The sequence below is a fragment of the Commensalibacter intestini A911 genome, from assembly GCF_000231445.1.
Classification (GTDB): domain Bacteria; phylum Pseudomonadota; class Alphaproteobacteria; order Acetobacterales; family Acetobacteraceae; genus Commensalibacter; species Commensalibacter intestini.
Genome location: NZ_AGFR01000009.1, coordinates 181,876 through 201,275, shown reverse-complemented (window position 1 = coordinate 201,275; position 19,400 = coordinate 181,876). Strand labels below are relative to the sequence as shown.

15 protein-coding genes are annotated in these 19,400 nt (G+C 35.7%); 8 read left to right on the top strand and 7 right to left on the bottom strand.

All coding sequences use genetic code 11. The features are described from left to right. Positions 1-118: 118 nt before the first annotated feature. Positions 119-2,539, top strand: a complete 2,421-nt coding sequence (locus CIN_RS11530) for a Hint domain-containing protein (protein ID WP_050798399.1) — start codon at positions 119-121, stop codon at positions 2,537-2,539. A 132-nt stretch (positions 2,540-2,671) separates the two neighbouring features. Here CIN_RS11530 and CIN_RS08070 read toward each other — a convergent pair whose 3' ends face one another. The 5 genes from CIN_RS08070 to trpB form a co-directional block, all read right to left on the bottom strand. Continuing rightward, entirely contained in the window at positions 2,672-3,850 is a 1,179-nt protein-coding gene (locus tag CIN_RS08070) for an L-dopachrome tautomerase-related protein (protein WP_008854587.1), read from the bottom strand. Positions 3,851-3,945: 95 nt separating this feature from the next. After that, on the bottom strand, positions 3,946-5,247 hold the full coding sequence (locus CIN_RS08065) for a bifunctional folylpolyglutamate synthase/dihydrofolate synthase (RefSeq protein WP_008854586.1): 1,302 nt from the start codon (positions 5,245-5,247) through the stop codon (positions 3,946-3,948). A 4-nt stretch (positions 5,248-5,251) separates the two neighbouring features. Then, entirely contained in the window at positions 5,252-6,121 is an 870-nt protein-coding gene (gene accD / locus CIN_RS08060; RefSeq protein WP_008854585.1) for an acetyl-CoA carboxylase, carboxyltransferase subunit beta, read from the bottom strand. A gap of 28 nt (positions 6,122-6,149) precedes the next feature. Beyond that, positions 6,150-6,974 carry a tryptophan synthase subunit alpha gene (gene trpA / locus CIN_RS08055; protein ID WP_008854584.1) on the bottom strand — a complete coding sequence of 275 codons (825 nt, stop codon included), beginning with the start codon at positions 6,972-6,974 and terminating at the stop codon, positions 6,150-6,152. After that, positions 6,971-8,197, bottom strand: coding sequence for a tryptophan synthase subunit beta (gene trpB / locus CIN_RS08050; RefSeq protein WP_040364212.1), 1,227 nt, complete (start codon positions 8,195-8,197; stop codon positions 6,971-6,973). Before trpB ends, trpA begins: the two co-directional genes overlap by 4 nt. A 339-nt stretch (positions 8,198-8,536) precedes the next feature. On the opposite strand from trpB, the gene rho reads away from it, so the two are divergent. The 4 genes from rho to CIN_RS08030 all read left to right on the top strand — a co-directional run bounded on the left by rho (position 8,537) and on the right by CIN_RS08030 (position 14,228). Then, positions 8,537-9,808 carry a transcription termination factor Rho gene (rho, locus tag CIN_RS08045; protein ID WP_008854582.1) on the top strand — a complete coding sequence of 424 codons (1,272 nt, stop codon included), beginning with the start codon at positions 8,537-8,539 and terminating at the stop codon, positions 9,806-9,808. Positions 9,809-10,244: 436 nt separating this feature from the next. Further along, positions 10,245-11,429, top strand: coding sequence for a tyrosine-type recombinase/integrase (locus tag CIN_RS08040; RefSeq protein ID WP_008854581.1), 1,185 nt, complete (start codon positions 10,245-10,247; stop codon positions 11,427-11,429). Between the two features lie 67 nt (positions 11,430-11,496). After that, a complete protein-coding gene (locus CIN_RS08035) occupies positions 11,497-13,404 on the top strand; it encodes a tetratricopeptide repeat protein (protein ID WP_008854580.1) in 1,908 nt (635 codons plus the stop codon). A 65-nt stretch (positions 13,405-13,469) separates the two neighbouring features. Further along, positions 13,470-14,228 (top strand): hypothetical protein, encoded by a 759-nt coding sequence (locus CIN_RS08030; RefSeq protein ID WP_040364211.1) that lies wholly within the window; start codon positions 13,470-13,472, stop codon positions 14,226-14,228. Positions 14,229-14,239: 11 nt separating this feature from the next. On the opposite strand, the gene CIN_RS08025 is transcribed toward CIN_RS08030, so the two are convergent. After that, a complete protein-coding gene (locus tag CIN_RS08025; protein WP_008854578.1) occupies positions 14,240-14,539 on the bottom strand; it encodes a hypothetical protein in 300 nt (99 codons plus the stop codon). A gap of 340 nt (positions 14,540-14,879) precedes the next feature. Here CIN_RS08025 and CIN_RS08020 point away from each other — a divergent pair, with 340 nt between their 5' ends. From CIN_RS08020 to CIN_RS08010, 3 genes are read left to right on the top strand one after another with little or no spacing between them, the layout of a single operon-like run. Beyond that, positions 14,880-15,080 (top strand): helix-turn-helix domain-containing protein, encoded by a 201-nt coding sequence (locus tag CIN_RS08020; protein ID WP_008854577.1) that lies wholly within the window; start codon positions 14,880-14,882, stop codon positions 15,078-15,080. Further along, positions 15,080-15,436 (top strand): hypothetical protein, encoded by a 357-nt coding sequence (locus CIN_RS08015; protein WP_008854576.1) that lies wholly within the window; start codon positions 15,080-15,082, stop codon positions 15,434-15,436. Before CIN_RS08020 ends, CIN_RS08015 begins: the two co-directional genes overlap by 1 nt. Further along, the gene (locus tag CIN_RS08010; RefSeq protein ID WP_050798397.1) at positions 15,426-17,861 is read left to right on the top strand and encodes a DUF927 domain-containing protein; all 2,436 of its coding nucleotides are present in this window, start codon (positions 15,426-15,428) and stop codon (positions 17,859-17,861) included. The genes CIN_RS08015 and CIN_RS08010 overlap by 11 nt, the downstream gene beginning before the upstream one ends. Before the next feature lie 209 nt (positions 17,862-18,070). Here CIN_RS08010 and CIN_RS08005 read toward each other — a convergent pair whose 3' ends face one another. Next, on the bottom strand, positions 18,071-19,363 hold the full coding sequence (locus CIN_RS08005; RefSeq protein WP_008854574.1) for a DUF4238 domain-containing protein: 1,293 nt from the start codon (positions 19,361-19,363) through the stop codon (positions 18,071-18,073). Positions 19,364-19,400 lie beyond the last annotated feature (37 nt).

Here is a 19,400-nt window from a genome sequence, read left to right as displayed (position 1 = left end):
AATCGTATAGAATTTATGAAAAATATTTTCATAAAAATTGAACTGTAATAATAATTATGCTATTGGACTGTAAAATAATAAATTTTTATTGAAAAAGATAGTAAAGAAAGTAGAAAAAATGTCTAATTATGTAAATAAAAATACAGATTTTGATAATGTTACAATTACAAATGACTATCCGTGTTTAACTGGAATTTGGTATTTGAAGTATGATTCATACACTGGTAATACTTATTATTATGATAGTGACACCTCTACAACACCATATACTGTTAATGGGGAGCCTTATACAGGCCCAGTGAACTTTGTCGGTAGTTTTGTTAGTGTAAATATTATGAAGAACGCAACAGCAGATGGTATAGTTGTTGTATCAAAAGGAACATCAGGATCAGGAATAGTTAATAACTATGGAACGTTAACTAATTCTACAATTTTTAATGCAACGGTTAATAATGGTCTAACCAACTCTCTTACTCTGTCACCTCAAACTGGAATATCTACAGGAAATTCTTATGTATCTTGTACAGTTAATATGAAAAAAGGAGTGGTTTCTACCGATGACACTATTTATAATATACCTCAAACAGATTCAACAAGTGGAAATTTAAATTTATCACAATTATCATCCGTTCCTTCTGCTTCCGATTCGTTTCAAACTTCAAATGGAAACGGTACAATGGTAGTGGGCACTACAAGTTCGATTAGTAATAATCAGAACAATAATTCTCAAAATATTACAATAAATAATCCAACTATTATTAATAATTCTGATACGGCATCTTCATCATCGCTTTTTGGTAAGGGATCATTTTTTGGAAATATAGATGCAAAAAAACCTTTGAATAGTAGAGTAAGCAATTCTAATCAAACTTTTGTTGCTGTAACAGCATACGCAGGAACTCCTGGCTCATATCAATATTGGACTGCATATCTTGGAGATGATGGAGTAACAACATATTATAAAACAACTGATGCCGCAGGTAATGATTTTGTAACGACAGGACCATTAAATTTACTAAATATACAACGGTTAACTATTGAATCTGGTGCAACTGTTGATAATTGTTTAATAGCTCAAACTGTTAACAATTATTTACCATCTACAACAGATGCAATAGGCCCATCAATTATTATTAAACAGGGGGGAACTCTTAAAAATTCAATTGTCAATATGGCAACCATTGATAATAGTGGTACTTCATATAATAATGCATATCTTCAAGCAACATATACGGGTAATTCAGGTTCTATCAGTGACCTCGATGGTATGTATCAATATCTTGGAGGCTATGTTGGAACCCTTACAATTCCAAAAGCAACAAATAAGCCATCTTGGAAGGTTGATGGTATGTCCCTTGGTAATAATCCTCCAACCTCTAGTATTACTTTAAATGATGGTTCTGTGTTTAACTCTTATGCTTCTGTCGTTAATTCTGCATCGAGCGCTTACCCATATCCATCTATTACAATTAATCAATCAGGAAATGTTTCAATTGTTAGTTCTGATACAGTAACATGTTTTTTGGTTGGAACAATGATTAATACGATCAATGGATTAGTTGCTGTTGAAAATCTAAGAATTGGTGATAAGGTTGTTACCTATCAAAATAATAGACAAGATGTTCAACCTATTATTTGGATTGGATATAATCATGTTAAAGTTAAAACATATTTGCCAGAAGATGTGGCTGGATATCCTGTACGTATTGTTAAAAATGCAATTTCTGAAGGTGTTCCCGCAAGTGATTTATTGATAACTCCGGAACATTCTATTTTCTTTGAGGGTGGGTTAATTCCTGCACGTATGTTGGTGAACAACTCAAGTATATTTTATGATCACAGCATCACAGAATATACATTCTATCACTTTGAATTAGAGGCACATTCTATTGTTGCTGCAGATAATGTTTTAACAGAAAGCTATCTAGATACAGGTAATCGTTCTTCGTTTATTTCTGATCATAATATTGTCAATATTGTGAATAAAAAGAAAGATTGGAATGTTGATGCTGTTGCACCTTTGGTAACGAATAGAGCATTTGTTGAACCTATATTCATGCAATTAATTGAAAGAGCTATTCAGTTAGGTTTTGAGAATCATAAACAAGATTTGCTTACAACTAATGATAGTGGTTTACATTTATTAACACAGTCTGGTGAAAGATTAGAGGCTACGTATCAAAATAATGGACGTTTTATTTTTAGTCTTCCAGAAGGTACGAATGAAGTAAGATTAATGTCTCGAACCAGTAAAGCTAGTAGAGTTATTGGACCTTTTGTTGATGATCGTCGTGATCTTGGTGTGTTGGTAGGTGAAATAACTTTATTAGAAAAGAATAGTCATACTTCTATTACAGAGCATCTGACTTCTGCTGAATTATCAGGTTGGGATGTAAAAGAGCAAACGGCTTGTCGTTGGACAAATGGAAACGCAGAGTTAAAGGTTAGAGCAACACCTGCTCAAAATACAGGAGTATTGGTGATTCAAGTGTTAGCAACGCTATCTTATGTTGTTGAGAATGCACAAAAAGTAGCTTAGCGTTCAAATAAATATTTATGATAAGTAATGATCGGTTTTAAGATAAGGAGCTGATCATACTTAAAGTATAGTTGTAAAAAAAGCCTTACATCAATGTTATGTAAGGCTTTTTATTTTATGTATAATATTACGTTATTTATTTTCACTAGGGCCGACGATTGGCGCCGTTTTTAAGGGAATATATAAAAGTAAATAGTTGGGGTCACGGAGATCTTTTCCATGATGAAACCCTGCTAGTCGTTCCCATTGTCCTGCAACAACATAAACACCATCATTTTGCACGGTAATTCCATCAGGCCAATCAATTCTTGGATCTCTTGCGATTAAATCCATATACCCATCAGGCCAACGTCGCCAAATGCTATTATGCTCCCCATTTGTTGTATAAATCCGCTCTTGAGGATCAATTGCCAAGCCATCAGCAAAGCCTTTTTCACCTAAATCTTTAACATTCTTTGCTAAGGTTTCTTCGCTTGCTTGGAAATCAGAAAGAACAGCGGTGGGAATAGAATATAAACGTCGACTGGTTAACGGCGCATAATAAAGTGTTTTGGAGTCATTGCTTAGGGTAATGCCATCCGCACCCCCAACGGGAAAAGAAGGGTGCTGCGGATCATAGAGCCTTGGTTTACCAGCTAAATAAGCAACAAAGCCTTTTTCAGGTTGGGTTGAGACATTATTTGCAAGCACTCGACGTTGCTTGCCTGTTGCAAGATCCACCACAACAAGGGCTGGTGACGTGCCAAAAGAGGAATCTGTAATATAAGCTGTCCCTTTTTCTCCATGAGTTAAATCAATACGAAGATCATTCAGATGGCTATCTTGTAGTAAAGTTGGCGCATGAATAGGGATCGAGGCAATGACTTTATGTGTATGAATATCAAAACCAACTACTTTTGCAGCGCCATCAGGAATACCCTTAATGCCAGCGCGCTTACCATCATCAATCACCCACAAATTATTTTTGCTGTCCAACGCAATTCCATGAACCGAAATCAAACGATCTTTCAAAGGAAGGTCAGAAGGAAGGCTCATTTGATTATTGGGAAAAGGAACTCTTTTTCCATCAATAATTTCTGCTAATGTTGCATCTTTATGATTTTGTGCATGTCGAGGGAAGCTAACAAATAATCGTTTATCAGGAGTGACTGCAACCCCAGAAGGGCCAGGATCAGTAAACTGATCTAAGACTTCGATGCTGCCTGCAGGGATAGCAGATGGATCCCCTGTATCTCCTAAAGGAGCGGCATAACATAAAGCACTACCTTGTAAAAACGTAAATAAAGTTGCTGTCAGAATGATTTTCTTCACGATGATCTTTCCTAGTAATAAAAGTGAGATCCAGCCGATTTAAAGACGTATTCTGACAGTGTAAATAGGCTTGTAAGAGAAGTAAACCTTATAATTTATTGATCTTGACGTAGAACACTGCCTGCAAGATATAAGCTACCGCAAATCAAAATTCGTATAGGGGCAGTATGGTTCTGTTTAAGAGTCAGTAAGGCTTCTTTGACTGTGCCACCTGAAATTGCATAATCGCCAGATGCTTTGATAATTTCAGAGATGGGCATCGCTAAATGTTGATCGGGTTCAACAACAGCTTGAATAGAGGTGCTGAGAGGAATAAGAGGCGCAAGATAATCGTGAACGTTCTTATTGTCTTTCATGCCGACAATAAGATGGAGAGGCTTGTCTTGCCATTTCTCTTGGATCATTTGAGCCAGTATTTTTCCAGCATCAGGGTTATGCCCACCATCTAACCAAATTTCACTTTCAGGTGTAATTAGATCTGTTAGTTTTCCATAAAGACGTTGCAATCTTGCTGGCCAGACGGCTTTGGCAATGCCTTGATAAGCGTTATCTGGAATAGAAAGTTTACTATTTCGTAGTGCTGCAATGGCTAGACCTGCATTACGGAATTGATGTTGTCCTAGAAGGCTAGGTAAAGGAAGCTCTAAAGTTCCTTTTGAATCTTTGTAAATCAGTTGGCTTGTTGTTGGCGTAACGCTCCATTCTTGATCTTTTATAAAACAAGGAGCATTCAAAGAATGTACTATTTCTTTGATTACAGTTAAAGCTTCTGGATTTTGTTGATCAACAATCACAGGTATATTTTGTTTAATAATCCCTGCTTTTTCCGTTGCAATTTTGGCAAGTGTATCGCCCAAGAACGCTTCGTGATCCATTGAGATTGATGTAATCACGCTGACCATTGGAGTAATGATATTGGTTGCATCAAAACGTCCACCCAATCCCACTTCAATAATAGCAAGATCAGCAGGGTGTCGAGCGAACAAAACAAAAGCTGCAGCAGTTAATACTTCAAAAACAGTAATAGGTTGTTGTTGATTGACGTGTTCAATTTCAATGAGTGTTGTAGATAGTTCATCTTCACTGACTAAATGTCCAGCAATCCGGAAACGTTCTGTCACGTCTACCAAGTGTGGTGAAGTGGAAACATGAACTTTTAATCCAGCTTCTTCCCCTATAGCTCTCAGAAAAGCACAAGTGCTGCCTTTTCCATTGGTTCCAGCAACGTGGATAATGGGTGGCATATGCTGTTCAGGATTACCTAAATCATTTAACAACCGCTTTAATCGATCTAAAGAAAGATCAATTAAAGCAGGATATAATTTATTCAGGCGCTCTAAGATTTCCCCAGAGCGTCCTGAAAATTCTGTTAAAATAGGAGAAGATTTAGAAGTCATAAAATTATGCTACTTTTTCAGAAGATTGGTTTTTATTAGATAATAATCCCAATATTTTTCCTAAGGTTGAGCGTAACTCTTTTCTATTTGCGACGATATCAACCATTCCATGCTCTAGTAAATATTCTGCACGTTGGAATCCTTCTGGCAATTTTTCATGCACAGTATTTTCGATAACGCGAGGGCCAGCAAAACCGATTAATGCATTAGGTTCCGCGATATGAATATCCCCAAGCATCGCAAAAGAAGCCGTAACCCCGCCTGTCGTAGGATCTGTAAAGACCACAATATAAGGGATTTGTGCTTCTTTAAGCATTTCCACAGCAATAACCGTACGTGGCATTTGCATTAAGCTTAACATACCCTCTTGCATTCTTGCCCCACCAGAGGAGGTAAACACAACTAAAGGTGTTTTTTGTAATAATGCCAACCGTGCAGCTGCAAGGAAACCTTCACCAAAAGCAGTTCCCATTGTGCCGGCCATAAATTCAAATGCCATTACAGCGACAACAGCTTTTTGCCCTTCGATGGTTCCATGTGCAACGGCAATAGATTCATCAAGTTGAGACTTGGTTTTATTGTCTTTTAAGCGATCTGTATATTTCTTTTTATCTTTGAATTGTAAAGGATCAACAGCTGCTTTGGGTAGTTCAAGGCGTGTATAAGAGTCTGAATCAAAGGTCCATTCAAAGCGTTGTACAACAGATGCGCGCATATGGTGACCGCAATGAGGACAAATATTTAGATTTTTTTCTAAATCTTTGATTAACAACATTTGCCCACAAGAACTACAGTTTTTCCATAAATTATCTGGGACTTCTTTTTTTAAGAAACCTTGAATTTTAGGACGGACATATTGGGTAAGCCAGCTCATGATAAACCTTTAATAAATATAACTCTTATTATTTCTTCACACTATGTGTGCCTTCAGCCAGGCGTTTAGTATGTTCGATAACTTTTGAAAGTGTATGTTCAGTTGCATGATTATCAGAATCTAAAGTAGATTCCAACGTTTTTAATATAGCAGAGGCAACCACGGCACCATCAGCAATCGTTACAGCATTAGCTGCTTGCTCTGGTGTTGATAATCCAAAACCAATTGCAATTGGTAAAGAAGATGCTTTGCGAACCAAAGGAATAGCTTGTTGTAAAGCTTCATTAGTTGCAGTTTTGGTTCCTGTAACCCCAGCAATACTGACATAATAGATGAAACCAGTGGCTTCTTTTAAAATATGCTGTAAACGTTCAAGAGGCGTTGTTGGTGCAATGAGATGAATAAGATCAATATGATATTGTTTTGTATAAGGTTTGATATTATCCATTTCTTCGTGAGGCATATCAACGATAATGAATCCATCCGCGCCAGCCTTGGAAGCATCTGCACAAAAACGTTCATAACCATAACATTCAATAGGATTAACATACCCCATCAGAATAATTGGTGTTTCCTGATTATTTTGGCGAAATTCAGTAACCATTTGTAAGGTTTTCTTCATATTCGCACCAGCTTTTAACGCACGATTAGCAGCAGCTTGTACTGTTGGGCCATCAGCCATAGGGTCACTGAAAGGCATTCCAATCTCAATAAGATCAGCCCCAGCTTCAGGCATTGCTTTTAAAATATCCAACGCTGTTTGGTAGTCTGGATCACCTGATTCTACATAAGGAATAAAAGCACCACGTTGTTGTTGTTTTAGCGTGGCAAAACATTTTTCAATACGGCTCATAATTCCACCTTTAAATATTTAGCGACACTATTAATGTCTTTGTCACCACGACCTGATAAATTAACAACAATGACTTTGTCTGAACTCATTGTTGGTGCTATTTTTAAAGCATGGGCAAGGGCATGCGAACTTTCAAGGGCAGGAATAATTCCTTCTTTGGTTGTGCATGTTTGGAATGCTTCTACGGCTTCATCATCATTAATCGCGACATATTGCACGCGTTTAATATCGTGTAACCAAGAATGCTCAGGGCCAACTCCAGGATAGTCAAGACCTGCACTGATGCTATAAGGTTCAATGATTTGGCCATCTTCGTCTTGCATCAAGTAAGTTCTGTTTCCGTGTAATACACCAGAAGAACCACGTTCGATAGAAGCTGCTGTTTCACCACTATCTAATCCCAAGCCACCAGCTTCAACGCCAATAAGCTCGATATTCGCATCATCAAGAAATGGATGGAAAATACCAATTGCATTTGATCCACCGCCAATGGCAGCAACGATCGTATCAGGAAGTTTACCTTCAGCTTCTAAAATCTGTTCTCTGGTTTCATCACCAATAATACATTGGAAATCACGCACCATAGTAGGATAAGGATGAGGGCCAGCAGCTGTTCCCATAAGGTAATAGCTGTCATGAACGTTACTGACCCAATCTCTCATTCCTTCATTCACAGCATCTTTTAGAGTACCGTTTCCAGCATGAACAGGGATTACTTTTGCCCCAAGAAGTTTCATACGAAATACATTGGGTTTTTGACGTTCAACGTCAACATATCCCATATAAATCACGCATTCTAAACCAAAAAGAGCACATACAGTCGCGGTCGCAACACCATGTTGCCCAGCACCAGTTTCAGCAACAATACGAGTTTTCCCCATACGGCGAGCTAATAAGATTTGCCCAAGCACATTATTGATTTTATGAGCGCCTGTATGATTTAAGTCTTCACGTTTAAGATAAATACGTGCACCTTGACCGATTTCTGTTAATCTTTTTGCAAACCACAGCGGGGTAGGCCTTCCGACATAATGTTTTAAATAATAATTTAATTCCTTTTGAAATTCAGGATCTTTCTGAATATCAGCATAAGCTTGTTGGAGTTCAAGCATTAAAGGGATTAAGGTTTCTGAAACAAAAATACCACCATAGTTACCAAAGCGACCATGTTCATCTGGTCCTTGACGCAAACTATTTAAAGGCAGGTCGGATGCTGGCCTCACGTTTTTCTCCTCAAAGATAATTTTGAAAATGAGTAAAATAAATTATAAACGCTAAGTATATCATTAATAAATATATTCGTCTAAATTATATCAATCGTTTTTATTAACAGCTAAATTATAATCAAATGATATTTTAAAAACAATTGACATCAAATGAAAATAAACGTAATATTTATGCCAATTTAGGTTTATATCTAAAGCCTCTCTCGTATGGAATTATGTATTTTTATTTTTACAAAACGTATAAAGTAAAGATCACTGTTCATTCAATCCAAATTTATATGGTGTTTGATCGATATTTCCTGTTTCATTCATAATTTTCTATAATTAGAGCCATCTATGCAACTCGCCGAACTTAAGGCTCAGTCTCCAGCAGAACTTCTTGCGTATGCAGAAAGTTTAGAGATTGAGAATGCATCTTCTCTACGTAAACAAGATATGATGTTTGCGATCCTCAAAAAGTTTGCTGAAAATAACCAAGCAATCTATGGAGAGGGCACATTAGAAATCCTCCCTGATGGTTTTGGATATTTACGCTCTCCAGAATCGAATTATCTGCCAGGTCCTGACGATATTTATGTATCACCTGCACAGTTAAGACGATTTAGTTTAAGAACTGGGGATACTATTTCTGGTGAAATTCGTGCACCTAAAGAAGGTGAGCGCTATTTCTCTTTGTTAAAAGTGGATAGTATTAATTACCAAGATCCAGAAGCTGTTCGTCATCGTATTAACTTTGATGATTTAACTCCATTATTTCCAAATGAACGATTAAAAATGGAAATTCCATCTTTGATGGAAGGAAAAAATCCAAATAAAGATTTTACGCATCGTGTAATTGATTTAGTAACCCCTATTGGTAAAGGGCAACGTGCATTAGTTGTGGCTCCACCAAGAACTGGTAAAACAGTGATGTTGCAAAATATTGCAACAGCTATTTCAACCAATCATCCAGAAGCAGTTTTAATCGTTCTATTGATTGATGAGCGCCCAGAAGAAGTAACAGATATGATCCGCTCTGTAAAAGGAGAGGTTGTTTCTTCTACATTTGATGAGCCAGCAAATCGTCACGTTCAAGTTGCTGAAATGGTATTGGAAAAAGCAAAACGTTTAGTTGAACATAAACGCGATGTTGTTATTTTATTAGATTCTATTACTCGTTTGGCTCGTGCTTATAATACTGTTGTGCCATCATCAGGTAAAGTATTAACGGGTGGTGTGGATGCAAATGCGTTGCAACGTCCAAAGCGTTTCTTTGGTGCGGCTCGTAATATTGAAGAAGGTGGTTCTTTAACTATTATTGCAACAGCATTGGTCGATACGGGTAGTCGTATGGATGAAGTGATCTTTGAAGAGTTTAAAGGCACAGGAAACGCTGAGTTAATTCTTGATCGTAAATTAGCTGATAAACGAACATTCCCAGCAATTGATATTACACGTAGTGGTACTCGTAAAGAGGAACTATTGGTTGATCGTGCTAGCCTTTCAAAAATATGGGTATTACGTCGTATTCTGGCGCCAATGGGAACCATGGATGCAATGGATTTCTTGTTAGATAAATTAAAATATAGTAAAAATAATCAAGATTTTTTTGATGCAATGAATACTTAAATTTTAACAAAGCCAGTGTTTTATTAAACACTGGCTTTTTTTATAAAACTTTTTGGGGTTATTTAGTAAAGATAACGTCAGACATTATTGTATTTCATAAAAATCAATACTTTAAAAACGTATATCCATGATATCTCTGCTTCTTCAGAGAAAAAACAAGTATATTGATAATAAATACTATTTGAATCAAACAATCTAATAATAAATTTTATTATGATATAGTATATTTTAACTTAAAAAATATAAAATAAAACCAATAATTTAATTGATTTATCTGGTGGAGCCAAGGGCCACCAACATAGTGTTTCACACAGTCTCATTCTGTATAATTTATACTATATAAATCAATAAGTTAAAACGCCTCATTGTCTCTTGACGTTTCTGTTTAACCTATATAATCTCATGACATAAGATGGGTTTTATGGTGGGTTATTAGATGAGTCGTATTCCAGCTGGTCAATTAACTATTCGTAAGATTGAAACGCTTAGTGATGGCGTTCATGGCGACGGTGGGAACCTCTATTTAACCATTAAAGAGCAAGCACGTCACTGGACAGTGCGTTATTTCAGTCCAACCACCCATAAACGCCGTGAGATTGGTATTGGATCAGCCTATATCCTTACATTAGCCAAAGCACGTCAAGTTGCCATTGATATAAGAAGGCAAGTTGCAGAAGGCATTGATCCTTTGGAACTCAAAGCCAAAGCAAAGAAACAAAAACAAATTCCCAATTTTGCAGAACTAGCCGAACGCTATATCACAGAACAACAAGCAGGCTGGAAAGATCCCAGATCCGCACCAATCTGGAGAAGCTCTTTATCACGCATTGCTTATCCTGTGATTGGCAGTAAAATCATATCATCTATTGATACAGATGATATTCTGGCTGTATTAAGACCCATTTGGACGACAAAGACAGAAACAGCCGATCGTGTTCGTGGTCGAATAGAACGTATTTTAGATTATGCAACAACGCATCATTATCGTGAGGGAGATAATCCAGCACGCTGGAAAGGCCATTTATCCAATATTCTCCCTAAACCCTCCTCAGTGACCAAAGTCCAGCATCATGCAGCGATTGAATGGCAAAAAATCCAACCTGTCATTGCTAACTTGCAAAAGTCTGATGGAGTCAGTGCGCTGGCTGTGCAGTTCTTATGTTTATGTGCATCTCGTTCCAGTGAAGTGCGTTTTGCACGGTGGGAGGAGATTGATTTAGATCAAGCCATCTGGACAATACCAGATCATCGTATGAAGACAGGAAAAGAGCATCGCGTGCCTTTATCAACTCCAGCCATAGCGATTTTAAAGAAGGTTAAAGCTTTAAAAAAAGATCATCATAGTTTTATCTTTCCCAGTATTAAGACAGGGAAAGCTTTATCTGACGTAGCACTCTCCAAAGCTTTACATTTGGCTGCCAATACCAAAGAAGTAACCATTCATGGATTAAGATCGACTTTTCGGGATTGGTGTGGAGAAGCCACCAGCTGGCCAAGAGATGTGGCAGAAATGGCGTTGGCACATACTATTGCCAATAAAGTAGAAGCTGCCTATCGTCGTGGCGATCTATTTGCCAAAAGACGCGACATGATGCAACAATGGGCTGACTATTGTTATTAGAGAAAACAATAAATTAATTATATAATCATTTCTTCAGAAATGCTTAATTTTATAAAATGGGAAAATAATGAGATTATTTAAATATATTTTGTTTCTGACGATCAGTATTTTCTGTTTTAATGAAAAAGTTTATGCTGGCAAAATAGTTAGTGAACATAGTGTTCAAACTATCCAACAACAGGCTAAACGAGGAAATGCACAAGCGCAATACCAACTTGGAAACATATATTTCGATGATAAAAAAGAATATCATAAAGGGGTAGATTGGTATACAAAATCAGCGAATCAAGGAAATATTGAAGCTCAGTATCGTCTTGGAAAAATATATTGTGAAGGTGGTTTGATTTCTGCTGATACCTCAAAAGGGTTGGAATGGCTTGCTAAAGCAGCAAATAATGGCAGTGTAAATGCACAATATGAACTTGGATCTTTATATGCAAGCGGAGGAAAAGATTTTCCTGCAAATAATGAAAAAGCTTTGATATGGCTTAACAAAGCTGCGAATAATGGTAGTAATCAAGCACAATTTGAACTTGGATATATATATCATGAAGGAAATAATGGTGTTTCTAAAGATGAAGGTAAAGCACTAAAACTATATATTCAAGCTGCCGATAATGGCAATGACAATGCCCAATCTACACTTGAAGATATCTATTTTCATTATTCTTTACCTACTAACTATAAAGAAATTTTGAATTGGTTTATTAAAGCCGCAAACGATGATAATAGCGATGCACAATATGATCTTTGGAATATATATTTTAACGGTAGAGGTTTACCAAAAGATAATCAAAAAGCCATAGGATGGCTCATAAAATCAGCTAGTAATGGTAATAATATTGCGCAATATGACCTTGGAAAATTATATCTTGATGGCAATTTCTTACCTAAAAATAATCAAAAAGCTATAAAATGGTTTTTAGAATCCGCAACGAATAAAGCTTATAATAATGATGAGGCTCAATATCAACTCGGAATGTTATATCTTAAAGGAAAAGGGGTTCCTAAAGATACTCAAAAAGCACTGGGGTTATTCATAAAAGCGGTAACGAATAACTGGGGGAATAAAGGGGCATTAGAACAACTTACCAAGGCTGCCAATAATGGCAGTGTAAAAGCACAATATGCACTTGGAAAAATATACGCTGACAATAAAGATATTCCCCAACAAGATCAAAAAACCATAGAATATTTAACGAAAGCTGCGAGTAATGGGTGTATAAAAGCTCAAGTTATGCTCGGAGAAATATACTATGGTGATACCAATATTCCCGAGGATACAGATAAAGCTTTTAAATGGTTTACTAAAGCAGCAAACCAAGGAAATGCCGAAGCACAACGTCAACTAAGTAGTATATATTTATATAACTATCATAATTCACAACAAGGTTTGAAATGGTTAATAAAAGCAGCTAGCAATAAAAAGCAAGCTAACTATCAATATAACATTGAAGATGCAAAACTCATGTTAGCAAAAGAATATTATAATGGGCAGGCTGAAGGTGTTTCCAAAGATTACATAAAGGCCTTAAAGTGGTTTATTGATTCTGATAAACACGGAAACTCTTCTGCCAGTTATTATGCTGGTTTAATTTATTACAATGGTGGTTATGGAGTTTCTAAAAGTTATAAAAAAGCTTTAAAGTGGCTCTTTAAATCTAGCAGTTTTGGAGAGATTAGACCTGAGAAATACCTTGGCTTAATTTACTACAATGGTGGTTATGGGGTTGCTAAAGATTATAAAAAAGCTTCAGAGCATTTAGTTAAATCAAATAATTTCTTTGATTATGATGATTCATATTATCTTGGTTTGATTTATTACAATGGTGGTTACGGGATTGCTCAGGATTATAAAAAAGCCTTAAATTATCTCGTTAAAGCTGCAAATAAAAGAAATGATAATGCTATAAAGTTTTTAAAACAAATATGTTCTAAACAACAAAAAGAAGTTTGTGATGTTTATAATAAATAAAACATATAAAAAGATAATATAATAGTAGCTTAATAAATTGAGTATATTTTTAAAAGGAAACCGAGATGTCAAAGAAGACACGTCAAAAGTTTCTTAGACGTATATACAGATATTCATATCAAAAGGGCGCAGCATGGCCTTTTTATTTTGAATTACAGATTCATAATCCAAAGGGAAACCCAAAAACCGATATATGGGAGATTATTCATGAGGATTTTGAAGAACCTGTCATTACAGTCGATGAAGTGAATCGATGGTTTACCAAGTCTTTTTTTGAACTTACGTTAAATGAAACAGAATTATTTACAAAAAAGTTGAACATTTTACGCGTTACAAAACCTATTTATACAATGCCTGTATATGAACCTATGCGTCAAGTTATCCATCTTTATCAAAAATTATGGGATAGCTTACCCGATACAATCAATTTTTTAGATGAAAAAGCTAACATTTTTAATGATAATATAGAGCAAGTGAAAGATGTTGTATTTTTATCTACTCATTGTAAAGCTATTCTACAGTTAATTAACTCTTTAAAACAAAATTCTTATCTTATTGATGAACCATCATTAAAATATCAATCAGCAGCTAATTTTTGGCATGTTGATACGGTTTTTATTGCTCAAGAAATACTACATTTTGCAGAAGCTAGAAATTTAACATTTAGTATTAAACAAGTAAATTCTAAATTTATTCAGCTGATCCATTATATTTTAAAAAGAGTTGGAATACGTTCTGTCACTCAATCTGCCGTTGTGCAAGCATTAAACCGTTTTAAATCAGAAAAAGAATATAAAAGAATGATTAAATATTCACCTGATTAATTGTCATTCATTTAATTTTTATTAACAAGATAGTGTAACTCATCATCACTCATCTCTTGTATTTTCTTCATTTGATGGATATTGGCATTTACTTCATTTAATCGTGCATGCAGATAAGGTGCAGCCCCTTTGGCAGCTTCTAACGCCAATTTATAATCCTTATTCTCATAGGCTTGGTTCATAATCTTTAGAATGATTTCTAATGGGCTTTGAAACGCTTCTTTTTGCATGATCCCTTGAACAGTTGATAAAGAGACTTTGTGAGTTGATCCTTTTTTACGTCCTGATCCCTCTCTATATCCTCCACGCATCTTTATTCTTTCCTCTTTTATATTGATTAATTTGATTCTTTTTCAAAATTTTTAAGTCACAAATTCTGATTATAAGAAGCGATTCGTTAAAATATAGAATTTATAAATTTGCTGATGATTAAAATATTATGTTTTAATCATTTTCTAAAAATAATAATAAATATCAATATCTTATTATAAAATATTTTCCTAAAAAGTACAAGATTTTAAAAGCCCAGTACATTTTTTTTAAAGATTGTACTGGGGGCAAAGGCTAATTTTTATGATCTTTAGTTATCTCCATTTAACATATATAACTTGGAGATTGTCGATTATGACACAACCAATCATATACCACCCGATGTCTTTACTGAGCATCAAAGATACCTGTGCTTACTTAAGCACCTCACGGGCAAATCTGTATCGCTTATTACAGGCTGGCAAGTTAGAGGCTATTAAGATGGGACGCAATACCCGCATCCCTTATGCCTCTATTGAAGCCTATATTCATAGTTTACCCAAACTTCATGATCATTCCTCAACTCAGCGTAAAGGCGTGTAATGATGAGTGTTTATGTCAAAACAAATAGCTTCAGAGCTACCCCTTATAAATCTTTGATTAACTATAAAGAGATCAAAGAGAAAGCGCTTGCTCATAGTCATCTATTATTAAAAACATGGCTTCCCAATGGTGTTATCAAAGCGCATGAATATATTGCCTTAAATCCCACAAGGCATGATCAGCATTTAGGATCTTTTCGGATCAATATGCGTTCAGGACAATGGGCAGATTTTGCAACCTCTGATCGCGGTGGGGATTTAATTGCACTCTTGGCTTATTTGGATCATTCCACTCAAAGCCAAGCTACACATAAAATCTCATCTCTTCTTGGATTGGAGGCTCATCATGTTAGATAAGGTCAATTTACCCTCAATTTGTGCAGAGCAAGAGCTCATCTGGGAACCGATCATTCCAGCATCACACGAACCCAAGAAACCATCATTTGCGTCAAAGATGTGGATTTATCGTGATGCAAACAACAAGCCATTAATGGCAAGATTACGTATAGAGAAAAAGGACGGCAAAAAAGACTTCTTACCCATGACTTATGGTCATCGTGTCTGGATTGATAAACATGGAAATAAACAGGATCAAACCAAGTGGTATTTTAAAGAACCCAATTTATTATTGCCCTTATATGGTCTCGATCTTCTTACACAACGTCCGACTGATCCCTTCCTTATCGTTGAAGGAGAAAAGACCGCGGATACCGCACGGATTTTATTCCCTGAATATATCGTGATGACCTCACAAGGAGGCAGTCACGGAGCCAATCGCAATGAGTGGTCAGTCTTAAAAGATAAATCAATCATCATATGGCCAGATCATGACCAAGCAGGAGAAGACTATGCAAGCGATCTTATTGAGATTTTATATGAAATTGGCATTCAATCCCTTTGTAAGATTGTTTTACCAACAAATTTACCCAATGGATGGGATCTGGCTGATCCTGTTCCTCAGGATTGTTTAGAGAATAATCAAACAGAACACGATTATTTAACGCATTTACTGAATAATGCTCAGACGATCGAAAAACCCATCAAGATCATGATGCCCTCTGGTTATAAATTCTATGAAGATGGATTATATTATACTAATCCTTATAAAGACGATGCTTTACCGATTAAGATCTGTGACCCTTTTACGATCTTAGGAGCCACAGAGGATGAGCATGGGTCTAATTGTGGGTTATATATTGCTTGGACAAACCAGAACTCTGGCACAGAACATACTTATTCTATTCCAAGAAGTTTAATCCATTCGAATGGCAATGAAATTGCTGCCACCTTAGAAGGTAAAGGATTGGCATGCCTCATTGCTGGACGCAGGTTGTTATTGAACTTTATCAGCCAAGTGAAGATCAATATCCTGTTACGGAGCACGAATAAAACAGGCTGGCATCATTTAAACAACCAAGCTTTGTTTATGATGCCGAATGGGAATGTTATAGGTTCATCATCACAAACAAATCATAGCTTAATCCTACAAACAGGGAATATTCATCAAGGGCAACTCTTTACCCAATCTGGCAGCTTATCAGACTGGCAAGAACATATTGGTAACTATCTTATTGGTAATTCAAGATTGATCTTTTTTGCCTGTGCATCTTTGGCAGGGAGTTTATTGGAGATGACTCATATTGCTGGGGGTGGATTGCATCTTATTGGTAAAAGCCAATCAGGCAAAAGCACAGCGTTATTTGTTGCAGCATCCATCTGGGGGAAAGGTGCCAGAGATGGACAAGTCAGGAGTTGGCGACATACAGGCAATGGATTGGAAGGGATTGCCAATGAGACCTCTGATTTATGTTTGATCTTGGATGAGTTTGGAGAGGCCTCAGCCAAAGAAATTGGCGATATTATCTATATGCTGGCGAATGGGATTGGTAAAGGCAGAGCCAATCAATTAGGCAATGCACGTTCTGTAAAAACATGGCGATCCATCTTCTTATCCTCTGGAGAGGTCACGTTAGATCAAAAGATGAGTGAAGATCAACGATCCAGTAAAATGGGACAGAAAGTCAGATTTATGGAAATCCCCGCCGATGCAGGGAAAGATATGGGGTTATTTGAGAATATCCATGCGTTTAAAGAGGCTGGGTTATTTGCCTCTTACCTACAAACACAATCAGCCAAATTCTATGGTTCGGTTGGATTGGCTTTTATTGAATCTTTATGTAAAGCACGTCAACACAATGAAGAACACTTCAAACAAGAATTAAGCCAAGCTATAGAACAACGCACGCAAGAGCTCTTATCAAATCATACAACCAGTAAAGAGGGTGCAATCAGAACCATTGCCCAGCGTTGTGCTTTGATTGAACAAGCGGGATTACTGGCGGTTCAATATCAAATATTCTCATTTGATAAAGTCATCATTACCCAGAGTATAGAACAATGTTTCAAAGACTGGATCAGCCATAATCCCAATATGCAAGAACATGAAGAAAAACAAATGATCTTGCATATCAAACACTATCTTGAAACGCATGGAGCCAATCGTTTTATTGATATTACTTTTGCCGACACCGATCGAACACCCCACCGCGTTGGATATAAAAAGAAAAATGCAAATGGTGTGTTCGATTATTTGATCTTGTCTGAGGCTTGGAAGAAAGAGGTTTGTAAAGGCTTTGATCCATTGCAAATGGCTAGAATATTAAGAGATCATCTCTTTCTCGATGTGCCTCAACCTGATCGAATGAAACAAAAAGTCACCATTCCATCAATGGGCGATATTCGCTGTTACATCGTTAAAGGCGAGATCCTGAATTATGAATAAAAAATAAAACCCATTAAATTATAGCGGGATTAACGGGAAAAGCGGGAGAATGGCAGAAACTCAACGCCTCCCGCCAATCCCGAACCAAAAAACTGAGCGGGATAAAACGGGATGATACAATATCATTATATATCAATAGGTTACCATACAAATCCCGCTTTTCCCGCTCGCCCGTTTTTAAAATAGTAATTGTAAATTTAAAAATAAGATTATTTTTTTAAATCCTCGATAATTTCTCTCATTATTATTTGATCTTCTTCATTAGTTTTTTGCATTGGGAAGTCCAACCATTCACAAAATTTATGTGATAGATAATCTTGTGGAGTCAAGGACAGGACGTTATTATGTATTTGTGATAAACTTTTTTTTATTTTATCCAAATATTTTTCATCACGATAAAATACTAAATCACCACCAACGCATAATTGTATCATATTTAACTCATTTTTATGCGAATTTAATTTTGGAACTATGATATCGTGCATTTTAACAGGGTAAAATATAGCATATTTATTATATGATAGGGGTAAAGTCATAACCAGAGGAGATAAACAGATTTCATCCTCAGCATTACCTTTTACAAAGATTCTAGGTAACAATATTACAGGCTGATCAGATGTAATAAAACTTTCCTCATCATCTGTTATACATATCACAGACATCGCATAACCATTATTAAGAAACATATTCAAAAAATAGTTCGTTGTGTTGTAAATATTTGATTTTATATACATATCTAAAATATATTTCTTTTTTTCGTCCTCACTTTTTTCTGATTTTGTACATTCATTTTTAATTTCTTTAAAATATTGTATATAGTCTTGTTGTTGCTTTACAAACAACTCAACATTAGAGTAATAAAATCTAAACTTTTCGAATTCAATATACTTTTTGTATTTTTGCTTTAAAGTAATATTCACTATTTCAAATGTTTTTTTTACAGGATCTGATATATCAAGATGCTCAATGTTAGCAGTAATAAGGCAAGTTGCTATCATTTTTTTTGCTTCATTAATAATATTAAACAAATCTCTATATAATTCTAAATCTTGTTCTAATTTATTGACTAAATCTGAATATGATAAAGTTGTATATAAAATATCGTCGTCATTAATAGCTAAAGTAGTAAATCGACTAATGATATGTTTATTTCTAGCATATAAATTAGCGGCAAATTTTAACCCTTTATTATATAAATCTCCACATACAGCTTGACCATCATTTTCGTTCAAATATTTCTCTAACTCCTCTAAATATATTGAATAGGTTGTTTCGTATTGGTCAAATTGAGCATCAATAACAAAGCCTGTCTCATCATATCTTGTTCCATAAAAATAATGTTTTTGGCATGTAGTAGAGATTGGAACTTTGCAATCTTTCTTTTCTTTTCTATTGTATTGATTTATTTTCTTAGAATTATTACTCTCACAAAACTGCCTTAAATAAATTTGGGGTACAAAATGTTGTTTTTTATTCTCAGCAGGCTGTTCTTTGTCGGACATTTGAATTATTCTTTTTCGTTTATAATAATTTACATTG